Here is an 18438-nt window from a genome sequence, read left to right as displayed (position 1 = left end):
TGTTGTGCCTGGAGTGCTCAATGGAGCAAAGCATCAAGCGAATCGACGAGTCATTTTCTGTGACGGGTCAGATCGAGCAGTCTGATCTCCATACTTTAGCCGAGCTGGGGTTTCGCAGTGTGATCTGCAACCGGCCGGATCATGAAGGCGGGCCAGAACAACCCGGGCACACTTCGATGCAGCAAGCCGCCGAAGCCCTGGGCCTGAGCTTTGTTTACCTGCCGGTACAGACCACTGGCGCAACACCGGAGCAAGCGCAGCAGTTGCAGCATCTGCTTGGCGAACTGGCAACCCCTGTTCTGGCCTACTGTCGCACCGGTAACCGCTCTTCGAAGCTCTATCAAGCGGCCACTCTGGGTACCCCGGAAATCAAGCAGTACGACGTGGTTGTGGTCGGCGGTGGCTCGGCGGGCATCTCGGTGTCGGCAAGCCTGTTGAAGCGCGACTCGTCCCTGCGCATCGCGGTGATCGAGCCCAATACCGAGCACTATTATCAGCCTGCGTGGACACTGGTCGGCGGCGGTGCCTACGAGGTCAAGGACACGGTTCGCCCCACCGCGACAGTGATGCCCAAACAGGTTGTATGGATTAAAGCGTCACTGAGCGCTTTTGCCCCGCAACGCAAGGTGGTGTTGCTCAGTGATGGCTCCGAGCTTGGCTATCAGCAATTGATCGTGTGCCCCGGGTTGCAGTTGGCCTGGGAGAACATCGAGGGCCTGGAAGAGACTTTGGGCAAAAACGCGGTCACCTCCAATTATCGCCACGATCTGGCGCCTTACACCTGGGAACTGGTGCGCACCCTGCGTGGCGGCAAAGCGCTGTTTACCCAGCCGGGCATGCCGATCAAGTGTGCCGGTGCTCCGCAAAAAGCCATGTACCTGTCCTGTGATCATTGGCGTAAACAGGGGGTGCTGGATTCGATCGAGGTGCAATTCAATCTGGCGGGAGCAGCGCTGTTCGGCGTCCCGGCGTTTGTCCCGGCGCTGATGAAATACGTTGAAGCCTACAACGCCCAATTGGCCTTTCAGTCCAATCTGGTCAAGGTCGATGGCCCGAACAGGACCGCCTGGTTTGATGTGACGGGCGCAGACGGCAACGTGACGCGGGTCGAGAAGAAGTTCGACATGCTGCATGTGGTGCCACCGCAACAGGCCCCCGATGTTATCCGGCGCAGTGAGCTGGCGGATAAAGCCGGCTGGTTTGAGACCGACCCGGCGACCCTGCAGCATCCGCGTTATCCAGACATATTCGCCCTGGGCGATGTGTGCGGCACATCCAATGCCAAGACTGCCGCAGCAGCCCGCAAACAGGTGGTGGTAGTGGCTGACAACCTGATCGCCTTGCGCAATGGGGCCGTCTTGCCCAAGCGCTACGATGGCTACGGTTCCTGCCCGCTGACGGTGGAAAAAGGCAAAGTGATTCTGGCCGAGTTCGGTTATGGCGGCAAACTGCTGCCGACGTTCCCGCTGGACCCGACGGTTGCCCGCAAGTCGGCCTGGTTGCTGAAGGCAACCTTGCTCCCCTGGTTCTACTGGAACGGCATGCTCAAGGGGCGCGAGTGGTTCACTGACTGCAAGGCGGACTGAGCCAGATTATGTTGATCATCGTGTTGGGTGTGCTGGTGGGCTTGTTGCTCGGGCTGACGGGAGCAGGCGGGGGGATTCTGGCCATCCCGGCGTTGACGCTGGGCCTGGGCTGGTCTCTGCTCGAGGCGACTCCGGTGGCGCTGCTGGCCGTGGGTATTGCGGCGGCAGTGGGCGCGCTGGACGGTCTGCGCAAGGGGCTGGTGCGTTACAAGGCGGCCGGGCTGATGGCAAGTGCCGGCTGGCTGGCGTCCCCGTTCGGACTGCACCTGGCCAAGCTGTTGCCGGGCACCGCGCTGATGGCGATGTTTGGTTGTGTAATGGTATTCGTCAGTGGGCGCATGTTCATGCAGGCCAGAACGGATTGCGCCCACGTGGCTGAGGCTGCGCCTCACAAGAACTGTCGGGTGAACCCTTCCACCGGGCGACTGGAGTGGGATGTAAAGTGCTCCACCACCCTGGCCGCCATTGGTGCGGTGTCGGGCTGGCTCACCGGATTGCTGGGGGTAGGCGGCGGTTTTTTGATTGTCCCGGCCTTCCGGAAATTCAGTGATGTCCCTATGCACGGCATTGTTGCTACGTCGCTGATGGTCGTGGCGCTGGTGTCGCTGGGCACTGTGGGGCATCTGTTGTATCAGGGCTTCAGTCTTTCGGGGGATGCGGCGCTGTTTATCGGTGCGACCCTTGGCGGGATGATCGCCGGACGGATGATTGCGCCGAAGGTCTCCGAGCGCCTGATGCAGCAAGGGTTTGCAGTGCTCTGCGCGCTGGTCAGCGTCATGATGATCGGCAAAGTGCTGATGACAGTGTTTTGAGCCGTACTATCTCGGTGCCCGGATTACTGGCGACGGGAGCAACAGCGGCGTGTTTTCAGTGAGTACAACAGGCGCCCGACTCCAGATCCTTGAGGATCGGGCAGTCTGGGCGGTGGTCACCCTGGCAGCTTTCGACCAGCTCATGCAAGGTGTCGCGCAGGCTGGTCAGCTCGCGGATTTTTTGATTCAACTCATCAATGTGCTGACGGGCCAGGGCTTTAACATCGCCGCTGGCGCGCTGGCGGTCTTGCCAGAGGGCCAGCAGTTTGCCGACCTCATCCAGTGAAAAGCCCAGATCACGGGAGCGTTTGATAAACGCCAGTGTGTGCAGGTCATCGTCGCTGTAAAGACGGTATCCGCTATCGCTGCGGTTCGCGGGTTTGAGCAGCCCGATGGACTCGTAATAACGAATCATCTTGGCACTCAAGCCACTGTGCCTTGCGGCCTGGCCGATATTCATGACGCTCGCCTCATTACTCAAGATTCCCGGGTGTGCACCGCAATCAGTATTCCAGCCTGGCGGGCTTGAGGTACATGCCGTCCTTGCCCAGGGCGATGCGGTATTTGCGCACATCCCCGGCTTTTAAAGAGAATTGCTGGGCCGGCGGTACCAGCATGCCCGGCAAGCAGCCCGGCGCCTGGCCCGGTAAAAGCTTGAGGCGGATACCCACAGTGGCTGGCGGCAGATTGAACGCCAGGGTTTGTTCCTGAAACAAACGCCCTGCCAACTGGTCATCTATATACACCCCGACTTCGCAGCTGGTCGGTACTTCAAGGCGCTCACGGGAGATGATCAAAACCCCGTAGTCCTGATCGGCATGTGCCCATAGCGGCACACTGACAAGACCCAAAAGGCTGACTAGGCTCAAAGCGGACCAGCGCATGGCTAAGTATCCTGTGTTAAATCCCATGGCTGCAGCTTGGCCGAGCGGGGGACAGATTGCCAGCGCGCGATAGCAACACGGGGCTTGACCTTGCCATGGTGGGAAGGTGAAAGCTGCAGGCCTCTCAAACCAAGGAGCAATTATCTTGCAAACATTCAAAGTAGACGGAATGACCTGTGGTGGCTGTGTGCGTGGGGTAACCAACGCCATTCAGCGGATCGATCCGAATTCGAAAGTTGAGGTCGATCTGGAGACCAAGACCGTAAAAGTCGAGAGCGTGCTGCCGTCACTGGAAATCATCGACGCCATTACCAATGCCGGATTCGAGGCGCGTACCGCCCATTAATGCAGGCCCTCTGCTGGCGCGCAGTGGCGCCTGCAACGCTTGGGTCAGTCTAGTTTATTAGCTAGCTGGCTATCGTTATGTTCAAGTTCTGTAACCACAGCTAGACTATCGGGCTGCGCCAACCGCAGCTCGATTTGGATACCTGATGAACTTTAGAACAATCCTGATTTTAGGCGCCCTGAGCGCCTTCGGTCCTTTGGCAATCGACTTCTATCTGCCGGGCTTCCCGGCGATGGCACAGGCTTTTGCAACAGATGAACAACATATCCAGCTAACGCTGGCGGTTTACTTCCTGGGCTTGTCCATCGGCCAGCTGGCCTATGGGCCGATCGCAGACCGTTTTGGTCGACGCATTCCGCTGCTGGTGGGTGTCGGCCTGTTCACTGCGGCCTCCCTGGCCTGTGCATTTGCCCCCACCCTGGAATGGTTGATTGGTGCCCGATTCGTTCAGGCGCTGGGCGGTTGCGCGGGCATGGTGCTATCGCGGGCGATTGTCAGTGATAAATGCGACGCGGTAGGTTCGGCCAAGGTGTTTTCGCAACTGATGCTGGTAATGGGGCTGGCACCGATTCTGGCGCCGATGCTCGGTGGTCTGCTGGTCAATCTGCATGGCTGGCAGTCGATCTTTATCGTGTTGACGGTGTTCAGTGCTCTGGCGGCCGTGGCCGTGGCGCTGGGTCTGCCGGAAAGCCTGCCCGCCAATGTGCCGCGCCAGCCTTTGTCGGGGGCCTTGCGTCAATATGGCCGCCTGCTCAAGGACCGTGAATTCCTGGGGCATGCACTCACCGGCGGGATCGCGATGGCCGGGATGTTTGCCTACATTGCGGGTTCACCTTTCGTATTTATCAAACTCTACGGCGTACCGGCAGAGCATTACGGCTGGCTGTTTGGCAGCAATGCCGCGGGCTTTATTTTGGTGGCGCAGGTCAATGCCCGGTTGCTGGCCAGACGCGGGCCGGCCTTTTTGCTGGCGCGTACGGTGTGGGTTTATCTGGCGGCCGGTCTGGTGTTGCTGGGCATTAGTGCCTTGCACACAGAACAGCTGTGGCCGTTGCTGATCCCGTTGTTTATCTGTATTGCCAGCCTGGGCTGCATCATCCCCAACGCTTCTGCCTGCGCCATGAGCGGGCAAGGCGCGCGGGCCGGCAGTGCTTCGGCCATGCTCGGCTGTTTGCAGTTCAGTGTGGCCGCAGCTGCAGCTTCATTGGTCGGCGTGTTGCACGACGGCACGGCGCTGCCAATGGCGATGGTGATCACCTTGTGCGGGGTACTGGCGGTGGCTATCGGGATGGCGACCCGGCGTGTCTATAGCGCCCGGATCGCCGCTCAAGAGCCGGTCTGAATCAGCCCGCCAAAGGTGCGGGCAGTACATGCGGGGCTTGCAGGCGGGACTGCAGCTTGTCCACAAAGGCGCGAGCCTCGGCCTCGCTGCGAAAATTGACGGCTTGCTGGTCGAGTTGAACCTGCCATTGGCAGTCACGGGATCTTGCTAACGCTTTTATCAGGATTTTCATTACTGGCCTCCCTTGGTTCGCAAAGGAGGCCAGTGTATTACTGAATCGCCGGTGAAATATGTCAGGGATCAAGTCTCTGACTGACGGTTGAAACTGGCGCTTTCAGCCTCGCGTCATGCCAGATCAGAACCCTTCTAGCACAATCTTGCCTTTGGACTTGCCGCTTTCCAGCAGCGTATGGGCGCGGCGCAGGTTGGCCGCGTTGATGGTGCCGAAGTGCTCGCCAACGGTGGTGCGCAAAGTGCCGGCATCGATCAGTTCGGCCACCCGGTTGAGCAGATGATGTTGCTCGATCATGTCCGGCGTTTCGAACAGCGAACGGGTGTACATGAACTCCCAGTGCAGCGACAGGCTCTTGCGCTTGAGCTTGGTAATGTCGAGGGCCTTGGGGTCGTCGATCAGGGCCAGTTTGCCCTGGGGAGCCAGTGCTTCGACCAGTTGATCCAGGTGCTGATCGGTCTGGGTCAGGCTGGCGACGTGGGTAACGCTGTTGATGCCCTGGTGTTTGAGCGCTTCGCTCAGGGGCTGACGGTGATCGACAATGAGGTCCGCGCCCAACTCCCGTACCCAGGCTTGGGTCTCGGGGCGCGATGCGCTGCCAATTACCTTGAGTGCCGTGAGCTGGCTGGCCAGTTGAGTCAGGATCGAGCCGACGCCTCCGGCCGCGCCGACAATCAACAGGCTCTGTTGCTGGTCGACCTTGCCCTCATTAATGCCAAGCCGTTCAAACAACAGTTCCCAGGCGGTGATTGCGGTCAGTGGCAGCGCCGCGGCTTCGGCGAAACCGAGGCTCTTGGGCATGTGACCGACGATCCGCTCATCCACCACATGACGTTCGCTGTTGGCGCCGGCGCGGGCGATGGAGCCTGCATAGAACACCTTGTCGCCAACCTTGAACAGGCTCGCCTCACTGCCAACCGCCTTGACCACACCGGCGACGTCCCATCCCAGCACTTTGGCTTCGCCGTCTTGCGGTTGTACGTTCTGCCGGACTTTGGTGTCCACCGGGTTCACGGAAATGGCTTTTACTTCAACCAGCAGGTCGCGGGGGCCGGCAATCGGCTCTGGCAGTTCGATGTCTTGCAGGGCTTGGGGGTCTTGAATCGGTAGCGACTGGTAATAGGCGATAGCTTTCATGGGACAAGTCCTGAAGGAGATTAAGAAAGTAGAACCATGATTAGCTATTTCGTGGAATGATAAAACCGGCTAAAACAGCAGTCTCTTTCAATATTTTATTGATAATTCCCGGGTGTGTTTTCAATGCTGCGTTTCGATGACCTGCAACTGTTTGTTCGCGCCGCAGACCTGGGCAGTTTGTCGGCAGCAGCACGGGTAATGGACATGTCGCCGGCGGTGGCCAGTGCGGCGCTCAAGCGCATCGAGGCGCAGCTGAATACCCGGCTGCTGGCCCGCTCCACCCGGAGTTTGCGGTTGACTGCAGAAGGTGAAGGTTTTCTCGAATATGCGCGTACGGCATTAAGCAGTCTGGATGAAGGACGGCGCTTGCTGGCTCGTGGGCAAGATCAGGTCAGTGGGGTGCTGCAGCTGTCGGCCCCCTCGGACTTCGGGCGTAATTTACTGCTGCCCTGGCTGGATCAGTTTCAGCGTGAGCACCCGAAGCTCACGGTGCGTTTGTTGCTGGGGGACCGAATTGCCGACCTGTTCCGTCAGCCGGTAGATATCGCCTTGCGCTACGGTGAGCCTGAAGACTCCAGCCTGGTGGCCTTGCCGGTGGCGGCAGACAATCGCCGGGTGCTGTGTGCGTCCCCTGACTACCTGGTGCGCAAGGGCGAGCCGCGTCAGCTCGAACAGCTGTTGCAACACAATTGCCTGCTGTACATGCTCGGCACGCGAGTCCACGACTATTGGCAATTCAATGATGGCAAGCGTGAGCTTGGGCTGACGGTCAGTGGCGACCGGTTCAGTGACGATGCCGATGTGGTGCGCTTGTGGGCGTTGGCCGGGGCCGGGATTGCCTACAAGTCCTGGCTGGATGTAGCGGGGGATGTGACTTCGGGCCGGCTCAAGGTGCTGTTGCCCGAGCTGACCTGTGAGCGGGCGCCGTTGAACCTGCTGTGCGGCCATCGTGCGCAACTGAGCAAGCCGGTGAGGTTATTACACGACATGCTGGTTGAGCGGTGCGCGGGGTTGGCCCGCGACCGAGGCCGTCAAGGCTGACTGTGGGAGCCGGCAGCCAGCTCCCACAACAGGTTTACGGCTTGATCAAGCGTGCATCCAGGCTGTTTTGCGCCAGACGCTTGGCCTGATCCTGGGTCATGCCCAGGTCGGTGTATAGGGCGTGGAAGTTTTCGGTCATGTAACCACCGAAATAGGCCGGGTCATCGGAATTGACGGTCACCTTCACGCCGCGCTCGAGCATGTCGAGAATGTTGTGCTGCGACATGTGATCAAACACGCAGAGTTTGGTATTCGAGAGCGGGCACACGGTCAGCGGGATTTGCTCGTCGATAATGCGCTGCATCAGACGCTCGTCTTCAATCGCCCGTACACCGTGGTCGATGCGCTGGATTTTGAGCAGATCGAGCGCCTCCCAGATGTACTCCGGCGGGCCCTCTTCGCCGGCGTGGGCGACGGTGAGAAAGCCTTCGTGACGGGCGCGATCGAAGACGCGCTGGAACTTGCTCGGCGGGTGGCCCATTTCTGAGCTGTCGAGGCCAACGGCGACAAATGCTTCGCGAAATGGCAGTGCCTGGTCGAGGGTTTTTTCCGCTTCTTCTTCACTCAAGTGACGCAGAAAACTCAGGATCAGACCGCTGGTGATACCCAGTTGCTGCTCGCCGTCCTTGAGTGCGCTGGCGATGCCGTTGAGCACCACTTCGAAGGGAATCCCGCGGTCAGTGTGGGTTTGCGGGTCGAAGAAGGGTTCAGTGTGAATCACATTCTGCGCCTTGCAACGCAGCAGGTAGGCCCAGGTCAGGTCGTAGAAATCCTGGGACGTACGCAATACGTCTGCACCCTTGTAATACAGGTCGAGGAACTCTTGCAGGTTGTTGAAGGCATACGCTTTGCGCAAGGTTTCAACGTCGTTCCAGGGCAAGGCAATCTTGTTGCGCTCAGCCAGAGCGAACAGCAGTTCGGGTTCCAGGGATCCCTCAAGATGCATGTGCAGTTCAGCTTTTGGCAGGGCGTTGAGCCAGTCGTACATAAAAAATTCTCATTAAATCAGGTGCAGATCCCAGCATTCTACAGGCGTGCTGCTACACATTTGGTAAAACCCGACCAAGCTATTTGTCGCAGCCTACGGTTGCCAGGGGTGACAGAGCCCTGGACGGGCGGGCCTGTGAACTAACATGTAACGAAACGTTAGCAAGTTGTGGAAGTCTGTAACCCATCAACCTGTGTTTGTTTACTGGCAAAAGGCCCGCGATGCTGACTCTATTGAAAGACGAAAAACTGCTGTTGCTGGCGATCGTGATGGTGGCGCTGGCTTACCCGCTGGAGCATTGGCTACTGAGCAACGGCCAGATTACCGCCCTGGCAGCAGGGGTTGTGCTTGTGGCGGCGATTGTGTGTGCCTCGATGCGCGTGGCCCATCACGCCGAGGTACTGGCAGAAAAAGTCGGCGATCCCTATGGCACTATGATCCTTACCTTGTCCGCCGTTTTGGTCGAGGTGGTGATCCTGGCCATCATGATGAGCAACGAAGCATCACCGACCCTGGTACGGGACACGATTTACTCTGCGGTCATGCTCGACATCAATGGCATTCTCGGCCTGGCGGCACTGATGGGCGGGATCAAACATGGCGAGCAGTCCTACAACGATGATTCGGCCCGCACCTACACGGTGATGATTCTTACTGCCATGGGGGTGTCCATGGTGGTGCCGGAGTTTATCCCCGAGGCTGACTGGAAAATTTACTCGGCCTTCACCATCGGCGCGATGGTATTGCTCTACACCCTGTTTTTGCGGATGCAGGTCGGGCCGCACAGTTACTTCTTCAGTTACAGCTACCCGGACAAGAAACGCCGCAAGGGTGAGCACAAAGAAGAGCCGGCGAACCTCAAACTGTCGGTAACCGTGCTGGCACTGGGGGTTATTGTGATTGGTGCGCTGGCAGAGGTGATGTCCAAAACCCTGGACCTTGGTCTTGAGGGCACGGGCGCACCGCCGGTGATCACGGCCATTGTGGTGGCCGCAATTTCGGCCGCGCCGGAAATCCTCACGGCCCTGCGTGCCGCATTGGCCAATCGCATGCAATCGGTGGTTAACGTGGCGTTGGGCGCTTCATTGTCCACGGTGATTCTGACGGTGCCGGTGATGGAGGCAATGGCACTGTATACCGGGCAGCCGTTTCAGATGGCCATGACCCCGGTGCAGACAGTGATGGTGCTGATTACCCTGGTGGTCTGTGCCATCAACCTCAATGACGGTGAAACCAATGCCATCGAGGGCATGACCCATTTCGTGCTGTTTGCGACTTTTATCATGTTGTCGTTGCTGGGACTTTAACCACAGCTGAGCCCGGTCCGTCGGGAGCGGGCTCAGCGGTTGCTTACCAGGGAATTGTCTGGCCTTTGTAGTCGATAAAGTGATGGCCGCCTTTACCTGCGTAGGCTTTGACTTGTTCAACGAGGCCCCGGGTGCTGGTTTCGACATCGATCTCGGCACCTTCGCCGCCCATGTCGGTTTTTACCCAGCCCGGATGCATGGAGAGCACGGTGGGATTGTTGTCCCCCAGTTCCTGATGCACAAAGGTCGTGGTCATGGAGTTGAGTGCAGCCTTGCTGGCTTTATAGAGCGCCATTTCAGGCGCGTCCGGCACAGTGATGCTGCCCAGCACCGAACTCATGAAGGCCAGTACGCCGCTGTCTTTTCGGACTTTACTGACAAACGCTTTCGCCAGATTAATTGGCGCCACGCTGTTGGTATAAAACAACTGGCCAACCTCAGCCAGGGTTGCGTTGCCCGACCATTGATCATCCGGGCCTTTGATGCCGGCATTGATGAACAGCAGGTCGAAGACCTGGTTGTTCAACCTGTTGCTCAATGCCTTGATGGCCTGGTGGTTGTCGATGTCCAGTTGCTCAATGCTCACTTGGCCCAGTGATTTCAAGGCGTCGGCTTTATTGGGGTCGCGGACAGTCGCGGTGACTTGCCAGCCGTCCTTGAGTAACTCTTTGACCAGGCCCAGTCCCAATCCGCGTGAAGCTCCGATAATCAGTGCATGTTTTGCTGTCATGAGTAGCGTCCTTCTAGAGCTAAAGGGAATTCACCGTAAAGGTTTTTACTCCATCGCTGTGCGAGTGCCCAGCTTTGAGGTGTGGGCCTGTTCCTTTGTTCAGGTAGGAGAGAGTTTCAGGGCGCGTCAGGCTATGGTTGTTTAAATGTCGATTTGGTTAAAAAACGTACAAAGATAAGCAGGCGTTACGCAGATTGAATTCGCGGGGTATTTGCACGGGTTATCCACAGGTTGTTCCACAGTAACTGTGTGCAACTTCGGTTGAGGGGTATAAGCACCGGGCTGCTTTGTTCTAACCGCGATAACCTTGTCTAAATGACTGTTTTTAAATAGATTTTCTTTGTTTTGAAGAAAGCAGGTCAAAAAACGTACAAACCTGTGCAATGCCCGTGACACAAGGGCTGCAGCCTTGTGTACTCAGGTTATCCACAGTTGGGTGCACAGTGACTGTGGGCAAGTCCGGGGGAAGGATATGGCGTATTTACTCCTCTGTGCCGGGTTCGCGCCGGTGCAGCAAAATCCTGCCGCGACTGATACTGGCCAGTTGTTGCTGTAGAGGGGCGATCTGTTCTTCGGCCAGTGCCAGTTGCAGGTCAACGCCATTGGCGGTGAAGGTTTCATTGATCAGCAAACCTCCTGATTCGGCCACCCGCAGTTTAATCAGTGCCAGTTCGCTGAAGTTGCACGAGCAGTCCAGCGCAACACGGCTAATCAACCTCAGCTTTTCTGCGCCCTGCAGGCATTTGTTGGCGCCGCCGCCGTAAGCCCGTGCCAGCCCGCCGGTTCCCAGCTGGATGCCGCCATACCAGCGAATGACCAGTACCACGACCTGATCGCAGTCCTGGGCCTCGATAGCTGACAGTATCGGCCGGCCAGCGGTGCCGCCGGGTTCGCCGTCGTCACTGCTGCGATATTGATCACCGTGTTTCCAGGCCCAGCAATTGTGCGAGGCATTCAGGTCGCTATGTTGCTCGATAAAGTCCTGTGCCTGTTGAGCATTGGTGATCGGCGCGGCGAGGGTGATAAAGCGGCTTTTTCGGATTTCTTCGCGGTATTCGCAAAGACCCAGGAGGGTCGAAGGCATGTCGGTTCCAGACTTAGACGGTAGGCGTCAGGCCGCAGCCTTTGAGGATGATACGGATCAGGTTGTCGCTGGCGTCTTGCATGTCTTGCCTGGTCAAACGCGAGCGCCCCGATACGCGGCAGATTTGGGTCGCGAAGTCGGCGTAATGCTGGGTGCTGCCCCATAACAGGAAAATCAGGTGTACCGGGTCGACCGGGTCCATTTTTCCGGCATCTATCCAGGCTTGAAACACGGCCGCCCGGCCCTGGAACCAAATGCGGTAGTCCTGGGTGAAGTATTCGGTCAGACAGGCGCCACCGCTGATGATTTCCATTGCAAATACACGGGAGGCCTGTGGCTGTTGGCGTGAGAACTCCATCTTGGCGCGGATGTAACGGCTGAGTGCCTGGGCCGGATCGTCTGCGGCGGTCAGGGTATTGAAGGTGCGGTCCCACAATTCGATGATATTGCTCAATACCGCAATATAGAGCCCCAGCTTGTTGGTGAAGTAGTAGTGCAGGTTGGCTTTTGGCAGGCCGGCCTTGAGTGCGATGGTGTTCATGCTGGTGCCTTTGAACCCATGACGGGCAAATTCATCCTCTGCGGCCTTGAGAATGACCTCTTCGTTCTTTTGACGAATACGGCCAGCCGGCTTGCCATCGTGGGCGGGGATTTCAAAGGTCATAGGTTTTCCAGAGCAATCTTTGTGGGAGCTTTCGCTGCAGTTTCACGTTAGCGCGTCGCTTCCAGGCTCTCAAGGAAACTTTCCAGCACCAGGTGCGGACGTCGACCTTTACGTGTGACCGAGGCCAGACTCAAGTCATAAAAGCGGGTTTTGGCTTTCAAGGCCCGCAGGCGGCCTTGTTGCACCCACAGGCTGGCGTAATGATCGGGCAGGTAGCCGATGTAGCGCCCGGTCAGAATCAGAAAAGCCATGCCTTCGCGATCTGACGCGCTGGCGGTGCAATTAAGTGCCTGGTAGTGCGCCTGGATCTCGGAAGGCAGGCGGAAAGTCGGGGCAATGGCATCCTGTTCGTTGAGACGCTGGTCGGCCAGTTGCCGATCATCGACATAAAACAACGGGTGGCCCACAGCGCAATAGAGCAGTGAGCGCTCGCTGTACAACGGTTGGTACTCAAGACCCGACAGCGCACTGGCCTGGGGTACGACGCCTACATGCAAGCGGCCGTCGAGAACCCCTTGCTCTACTTCATTGGGGGCGATCATTCGAATGTGAATTTGTACATCGGGCCCGCGCTCTTTGAGTTGGGACAGGGCATGGGTGATACGCATGTGGGGCAGGGTGACCAGGTTGTCGGTTAGCCCAATCGTCAGTTCACCACGCAGGTGGTGATGCAGGCCGTTGACCTCGGTACGAAAACTTTCGAGTGCCCCCAGCAACTGGAGTGATGACTGATAAACCTCGCGGCCTTCTTCTGTCAGAGAAAATCCCGCCCGCCCACGCTGACACAGGCGTAAACCCAGTCGTTGTTCCAGGTCACTCATCTGCTGACTGATGGCCGAGCGGCCAATGCCGAGCACCGTTTCTGCCGCCGAGAACCCGCCGCATTCCACCACGCTGCGGAAAATACGCAGCAATCGAATATCAAAATCGCTGACTTGGGCCAGTGCATCGGGACGACGGCTGCTCATAGTTTAGTGGAGGCCTGACTAAAGGTTAGAAGAGTTGGATTTCACCGACTTTATAGCCATGGCAATTTAGCTGCAACAACGCTTTCAATCCCACGCCGCTTTCTGCTCTGCGAGGTTTTGCCCATGAACATGCCTGAAAACGCCGAAATAACAGTGACTAGCCAGCTCAAGCTGGATGCCCACTGGATGCCTTACACCGCTAACCGTAACTTCCATCGTGACCCGCGTTTTATCGTGGGGGCCAAAGGGAGCTATTTGACGGACGATAAGGGTCGGCAAATTTACGATTCACTGTCAGGTCTATGGACCTGTGGCGCAGGGCATACCCGCAAAGAAATTCAGGAAGCTGTTTCAAAGCAGTTGGGCACCCTCGATTACTCGCCGGCGTTCCAGTACGGGCATCCACTGTCGTTCCAGCTGGCCGAGAAGATCACTGAGCTGACGCCGGGCAACCTGAATCACGTGTTCTTCACTGACTCGGGTTCGGAGTGCGCGGATACCGCAGTGAAAATGGTCCGCGCTTACTGGCGCTTGAAAGGCCAGTCGAGCAAAACCAAGATGATTGGTCGTGCTCGTGGTTATCACGGGGTGAACATCGCGGGTACCAGTCTGGGCGGTGTGAACGGCAACCGTAAGATGTTTGGTCAGGCGATGATGGATGTTGATCATCTGCCGCACACACTGCTGGCCAGCAACGCGTTCTCTCGCGGTATGCCCGAGTTGGGCGGGATTGCATTGGCTGATGAACTGCTCAAGTTGATCGAACTGCATGACGCTTCGAACATCGCGGCCGTGTTTGTGGAACCGATGGCAGGCTCTGCCGGTGTGCTGGTGCCGCCACAGGGTTATCTGAAGCGTCTGCGTGAAATCTGTGATCAGCACAACATCCTGCTGGTCTTTGATGAGGTGATTACCGGGTTTGGTCGCACAGGCTCGATGTTCGGTGCCGACAGCTTCGGTGTGACGCCAGACTTGATGTGTATTGCCAAGCAGGTCACTAACGGTGCGATCCCTATGGGCGCAGTGATTGCTACCAGCGAGATCTATCACACCTTCATGAATCAACCGACGCCTGAGTACGCGGTTGAATTCCCGCACGGGTATACCTATTCGGCTCATCCGGTGGCGTGTGCTGCGGGTCTGGCGGCCCTGGATCTTTTGCAAAAAGAAAACCTGGTGCAGAGCGTGGCGCAAGTTGCACCGCATTTCGAGAATGCGTTGCATGGTCTGAAGGGCGTGAAGAACGTCATCGATATTCGCAACTACGGCCTGGCCGGTGCGATTCAGATTGCTCCGCGCGATGGCGATGCGATTGTGCGCCCGTTCGATGCCGCGATGAAGTTGTGGAAGGCCGGCTTCTACGTGCGTTACGGCGGTGACACTCTGCAATTCGGGCCGACTTTCAATAGCAAGCCGCAGGAACTGGATCGCCTGTTCGATGCGGTCGGCGAAGCGCTGAATCAGATCGACTGATTTCTTCTATCTATATAGAAGGGACTTTTTGAATTTTGACAGGCGCGCACTGTTCGCGCCTGTGGACAACTTTTTGGAGCTCCAATGAGCACGATTCAACATTTGATCAATGGCGAGATGGTAAGTGATTCTGGCCGCACTGCCGATGTGTACAACCCGTCGACCGGTAAAGTGATTCATCAGGTGCCACTGGCCAGTCGCGAGACTATTCAACAAGCTATCGATGCCGCCAAAGCTGCATTCCCGGTGTGGCGTAATACGCCTGCGGCCAAACGCGCTCAAGTGATGTTCCGTTTCAAGCAACTTCTGGAACAGAACGAAGCACGCATCTCGCAGTTGATCAGTGAAGAGCATGGCAAGACGCTGGAAGACGCAGCCGGTGAGTTGAAGCGTGGAATCGAGAACGTCGAGTACGCCTGCTCTGCTCCTGAAATCCTGAAGGGCGAATACAGCCGTAACGTAGGACCGAACATTGATGCCTGGTCGGACTTCCAGCCATTGGGTGTGGTGGCGGGGATTACGCCTTTCAACTTCCCGGCCATGGTGCCGCTGTGGATGTATCCGCTGGCCATTGTGTGCGGTAACTGTTTCATTCTGAAGCCGTCGGAGCGTGACCCGAGCTCGACGCTGTTGATTGCCCAGTTGTTGCAGGAAGCCGGTTTGCCTAAAGGCGTAATGAACGTGGTCCATGGTGACAAGACCGCTGTGGATGCATTGATCGAAGCGCCAGAAGTGAAGGCCTTGAGTTTTGTCGGGTCGACGCCGATTGCCGAATACATCTATGCCGAAGGCACTAAGCGCGGCAAGCGCGTTCAGGCTTTGGGCGGTGCCAAGAACCATGCGGTATTGATGCCGGATGCCGATCTGGATAACGCGGTCAATGCTTTGATGGGCGCTGCCTATGGTTCGTGCGGCGAGCGTTGCATGGCGATTTCGGTTGCAGTGTGTGTAGGCGATCAGGTGGCCGATGCACTGGTGGCCAAGTTGGTTCCGCAAATCAAGGCGTTGAAAATTGGCGCAGGTACTTCGTGCGGTCTGGATATGGGCCCACTGGTTTCCGGTCAGGCCCGTGACAAGGTCAGCGGCTATGTCCAGGACGGTGTGACGGCAGGTGCTGAGCTGGTGGTTGATGGGCGCGGGTTAAGTGTCAAGGATCACGAAGATGGCTTCTTCCTGGGTGGTTGCCTGTTTGACCGCGTGACACCCGAGATGCGCATCTATAAAGAAGAGATTTTTGGTCCGGTACTTTGCATCGTGCGGGTTAATAGCCTGGAAGCGGCAATGCAGCTGATCAACGATCATGAATATGGCAACGGTACGTGTATCTTCACCCGTGATGGTGAAGCGGCGCGTCTGTTTTGCGACGAGATTGAAGTGGGGATGGTGGGCGTTAACGTTCCGCTGCCGGTGCCGGTGGCTTACCACAGCTTTGGCGGCTGGAAACGTTCGCTGTTTGGCGACCTGCATGCGTACGGGCCGGATGGTGTGCGCTTTTACACGCGCCGCAAGGCAATCACCCAGCGCTGGCCGCAACGCGCTAGCCATGAGGCATCGCAGTTTGCATTTCCGAGTCTGTAAGACTCGCGAAAGCGCTATATAGATGAAGAGAGGCCAGCCGCCAGGCTGGCCTCTGCTTTTGGGGGCATTAAAGGCAATATGACACTAATGTGAAATTAGTCCTTGACCCAGAATTCCAACGGCCTATAATTCGCCCACTTCCGGCGCAGTCGAAACGAAAAACTCCTTGAGTTTCAATGAGTTGGATGGTTCTTCGGCAGTGTCAGCTTCAAGTCATCGAAGCAGGAAATGAGGTGTTGACAGCAGCGTGTAACGCTGTAGAATTCGCCTCCCGCTAACGAGAGATCGAAAGCGCAAGTGGTTGATGTTACAAAGGAAACTTTGAAAGCATCTGAAAATAACCACTTGACAGCAACAGAGGCTGCTGTAGAATGCGCGCCTCGGTTGAGCGAAAGCTTAACCAACCGCTCTTTAACAACTGAATCAAGCAATTCGTGTGGGTGCTTGTGGAGTCAGACTGATAGTCAACAAGATTATCAGCATCACAAGTTACTCCGCGAGAAATCAAAGATGTAACAACCGATTGCTGAGCCAAGTTTAGGGTTTCTAAAAAACCCAAAGATGTTTGAACTGAAGAGTTTGATCATGGCTCAGATTGAACGCTGGCGGCAGGCCTAACACATGCAAGTCGAGCGGTAGAGAGGTGCTTGCACCTCTTGAGAGCGGCGGACGGGTGAGTAATACCTAGGAATCTGCCTGGTAGTGGGGGATAACGTTCGGAAACGGACGCTAATACCGCATACGTCCTACGGGAGAAAGCAGGGGACCTTCGGGCCTTGCGCTATCAGATGAGCCTAGGTCGGATTAGCTAGTTGGTGAGGTAATGGCTCACCAAGGCTACGATCCGTAACTGGTCTGAGAGGATGATCAGTCACACTGGAACTGAGACACGGTCCAGACTCCTACGGGAGGCAGCAGTGGGGAATATTGGACAATGGGCGAAAGCCTGATCCAGCCATGCCGCGTGTGTGAAGAAGGTCTTCGGATTGTAAAGCACTTTAAGTTGGGAGGAAGGGCATTAACCTAATACGTTAGTGCTTTGACGTTACCGACAGAATAAGCACCGGCTAACTCTGTGCCAGCAGCCGCGGTAATACAGAGGGTGCAAGCGTTAATCGGAATTACTGGGCGTAAAGCGCGCGTAGGTGGTTTGTTAAGTTGAATGTGAAATCCCCGGGCTCAACCTGGGAACTGCATCCAAAACTGGCAAGCTAGAGTATGGTAGAGGGTAGTGGAATTTCCTGTGTAGCGGTGAAATGCGTAGATATAGGAAGGAACACCAGTGGCGAAGGCGACTACCTGGACTGATACTGACACTGAGGTGCGAAAGCGTGGGGAGCAAACAGGATTAGATACCCTGGTAGTCCACGCCGTAAACGATGTCAACTAGCCGTTGGGAGTCTTGAACTCTTAGTGGCGCAGCTAACGCATTAAGTTGACCGCCTGGGGAGTACGGCCGCAAGGTTAAAACTCAAATGAATTGACGGGGGCCCGCACAAGCGGTGGAGCATGTGGTTTAATTCGAAGCAACGCGAAGAACCTTACCAGGCCTTGACATCCAATGAACTTTCTAGAGATAGATTGGTGCCTTCGGGAACATTGAGACAGGTGCTGCATGGCTGTCGTCAGCTCGTGTCGTGAGATGTTGGGTTAAGTCCCGTAACGAGCGCAACCCTTGTCCTTAGTTACCAGCACGTAATGGTGGGCACTCTAAGGAGACTGCCGGTGACAAACCGGAGGAAGGTGGGGATGACGTCAAGTCATCATGGCCCTTACGGCCTGGGCTACACACGTGCTACAATGGTCGGTACAAAGGGTTGCCAAGCCGCGAGGTGGAGCTAATCCCATAAAACCGATCGTAGTCCGGATCGCAGTCTGCAACTCGACTGCGTGAAGTCGGAATCGCTAGTAATCGTGAATCAGAATGTCACGGTGAATACGTTCCCGGGCCTTGTACACACCGCCCGTCACACCATGGGAGTGGGTTGCACCAGAAGTAGCTAGTCTAACCTTCGGGAGGACGGTTACCACGGTGTGATTCATGACTGGGGTGAAGTCGTAACAAGGTAGCCGTAGGGGAACCTGCGGCTGGATCACCTCCTTAATCGACGACATCAGCTGCTCCATAAGTTCCCACACGAATTGCTTGATTCATTGAAGAAGACGATAGAAGCAACGTTAAATGGTGGCTTCTGTATCGTAAAGCTTAGAAATGAGCATTCCATCAAATGATGGTGAATGTTGATTTCTGATCTTTTGATTAGATCGTTCTTTAAAAATTTGGGTATGTAATAGAAAGTTAGACTGGATAACACTTTCACTGGTG

At 56.6% G+C, this 18438-nt stretch carries 17 protein-coding genes and 1 rRNA gene; 9 read left to right on the top strand and 9 right to left on the bottom strand.

All coding sequences use genetic code 11. The features are described 5' to 3' along the window. The first annotated feature begins 20 nt into the window (after nucleotides 1-20). Together B195_RS20005 and B195_RS20000 are read left to right on the top strand one after the other, a co-directional pair. Nucleotides 21-1586 carry a bifunctional protein tyrosine phosphatase family protein/NAD(P)/FAD-dependent oxidoreductase gene (locus B195_RS20005; RefSeq protein ID WP_003439304.1) on the top strand — a complete coding sequence of 522 codons (1566 nt, stop codon included), beginning with the start codon at nucleotides 21-23 and terminating at the stop codon, nucleotides 1584-1586. Nucleotides 1587-1594: 8 nt separating this feature from the next. After that, complete coding sequence (locus B195_RS20000; RefSeq protein ID WP_003439305.1) at nucleotides 1595-2398, top strand: sulfite exporter TauE/SafE family protein; 804 nt, start codon at nucleotides 1595-1597, stop codon at nucleotides 2396-2398. Between the two features lie 55 nt (nucleotides 2399-2453). On the opposite strand, the gene cueR is transcribed toward B195_RS20000, so the two are convergent. Further along, nucleotides 2454-2858, bottom strand: coding sequence for a Cu(I)-responsive transcriptional regulator (gene cueR, locus B195_RS19995; RefSeq protein ID WP_003439306.1), 405 nt, complete (start codon nucleotides 2856-2858; stop codon nucleotides 2454-2456). 43 nt (nucleotides 2859-2901) lie between these two features. Further along, the gene (locus B195_RS19990; protein ID WP_003439309.1) at nucleotides 2902-3282 is read right to left on the bottom strand and encodes a hypothetical protein; all 381 of its coding nucleotides are present in this window, start codon (nucleotides 3280-3282) and stop codon (nucleotides 2902-2904) included. Between the two features lie 145 nt (nucleotides 3283-3427). Between B195_RS19990 and B195_RS19985 the strand changes: the two genes are divergently transcribed. Further along, on the top strand, nucleotides 3428-3628 hold the full coding sequence (locus B195_RS19985) for a heavy-metal-associated domain-containing protein (RefSeq protein WP_003439311.1): 201 nt from the start codon (nucleotides 3428-3430) through the stop codon (nucleotides 3626-3628). Between the two features lie 145 nt (nucleotides 3629-3773). Further along, nucleotides 3774-4970: a multidrug effflux MFS transporter gene (locus B195_RS19980; RefSeq protein ID WP_003439313.1), complete on the top strand. Its 1197-nt coding sequence runs from the start codon at nucleotides 3774-3776 to the stop codon at nucleotides 4968-4970. 1 nt (nucleotide 4971) lies between these two features. On the opposite strand, the gene B195_RS23015 is transcribed toward B195_RS19980, so the two are convergent. Next, nucleotides 4972-5142 carry a hypothetical protein gene (locus B195_RS23015; RefSeq protein ID WP_003439315.1) on the bottom strand — a complete coding sequence of 57 codons (171 nt, stop codon included), beginning with the start codon at nucleotides 5140-5142 and terminating at the stop codon, nucleotides 4972-4974. A gap of 123 nt (nucleotides 5143-5265) precedes the next feature. Next, the gene (locus B195_RS19975) at nucleotides 5266-6279 is read right to left on the bottom strand and encodes a zinc-binding alcohol dehydrogenase family protein (protein ID WP_003439317.1); all 1014 of its coding nucleotides are present in this window, start codon (nucleotides 6277-6279) and stop codon (nucleotides 5266-5268) included. A gap of 123 nt (nucleotides 6280-6402) precedes the next feature. On the opposite strand from B195_RS19975, the gene B195_RS19970 reads away from it, so the two are divergent. Beyond that, nucleotides 6403-7320 (top strand): LysR family transcriptional regulator, encoded by a 918-nt coding sequence (locus B195_RS19970; RefSeq protein ID WP_003439319.1) that lies wholly within the window; start codon nucleotides 6403-6405, stop codon nucleotides 7318-7320. Nucleotides 7321-7354: 34 nt separating this feature from the next. On the opposite strand, the gene B195_RS19965 is transcribed toward B195_RS19970, so the two are convergent. Further along, on the bottom strand, nucleotides 7355-8308 hold the full coding sequence (locus tag B195_RS19965) for an adenosine deaminase (RefSeq protein WP_003439321.1): 954 nt from the start codon (nucleotides 8306-8308) through the stop codon (nucleotides 7355-7357). 221 nt (nucleotides 8309-8529) lie between these two features. On the opposite strand from B195_RS19965, the gene B195_RS19960 reads away from it, so the two are divergent. Next, nucleotides 8530-9615, top strand: coding sequence for a calcium:proton antiporter (locus B195_RS19960; RefSeq protein ID WP_003439324.1), 1086 nt, complete (start codon nucleotides 8530-8532; stop codon nucleotides 9613-9615). A gap of 43 nt (nucleotides 9616-9658) precedes the next feature. Here the strand turns inward: B195_RS19960 and B195_RS19955 are convergent, their stop codons facing one another. The 4 genes from B195_RS19955 to B195_RS19940 form a co-directional block, all read right to left on the bottom strand. After that, complete coding sequence (locus tag B195_RS19955) at nucleotides 9659-10345, bottom strand: SDR family oxidoreductase (RefSeq protein WP_003439327.1); 687 nt, start codon at nucleotides 10343-10345, stop codon at nucleotides 9659-9661. Nucleotides 10346-10826: 481 nt separating this feature from the next. Next, entirely contained in the window at nucleotides 10827-11429 is a 603-nt protein-coding gene (locus B195_RS19950; RefSeq protein ID WP_003439329.1) for a YigZ family protein, read from the bottom strand. Between the two features lie 13 nt (nucleotides 11430-11442). After that, entirely contained in the window at nucleotides 11443-12093 is a 651-nt protein-coding gene (locus tag B195_RS19945; RefSeq protein WP_003439332.1) for a TetR/AcrR family transcriptional regulator, read from the bottom strand. Nucleotides 12094-12140: 47 nt separating this feature from the next. Next, complete coding sequence (locus B195_RS19940; protein ID WP_003439335.1) at nucleotides 12141-13061, bottom strand: LysR family transcriptional regulator; 921 nt, start codon at nucleotides 13059-13061, stop codon at nucleotides 12141-12143. A 123-nt stretch (nucleotides 13062-13184) separates the two neighbouring features. On the opposite strand from B195_RS19940, the gene B195_RS19935 reads away from it, so the two are divergent. The 3 genes from B195_RS19935 (at nucleotide 13185) to B195_RS19920 (ending at nucleotide 18216) form a co-directional block, all read left to right on the top strand. Continuing rightward, complete coding sequence (locus B195_RS19935; protein WP_003439338.1) at nucleotides 13185-14534, top strand: aspartate aminotransferase family protein; 1350 nt, start codon at nucleotides 13185-13187, stop codon at nucleotides 14532-14534. An 84-nt stretch (nucleotides 14535-14618) separates the two neighbouring features. Beyond that, nucleotides 14619-16112 (top strand): CoA-acylating methylmalonate-semialdehyde dehydrogenase, encoded by a 1494-nt coding sequence (locus tag B195_RS19930; protein WP_003439341.1) that lies wholly within the window; start codon nucleotides 14619-14621, stop codon nucleotides 16110-16112. A gap of 567 nt (nucleotides 16113-16679) precedes the next feature. After that, nucleotides 16680-18216, top strand: a 16S ribosomal RNA gene (locus B195_RS19920). Nucleotides 18217-18438: the final 222 nt, after the last annotated feature.

It is taken from the genome of Pseudomonas sp. Lz4W, assembly GCF_000346225.2.
GTDB lineage: Bacteria > Pseudomonadota > Gammaproteobacteria > Pseudomonadales > Pseudomonadaceae > Aquipseudomonas > Aquipseudomonas paraversuta.
This window is presented reverse-complemented; position numbering and strand designations above follow the sequence as displayed.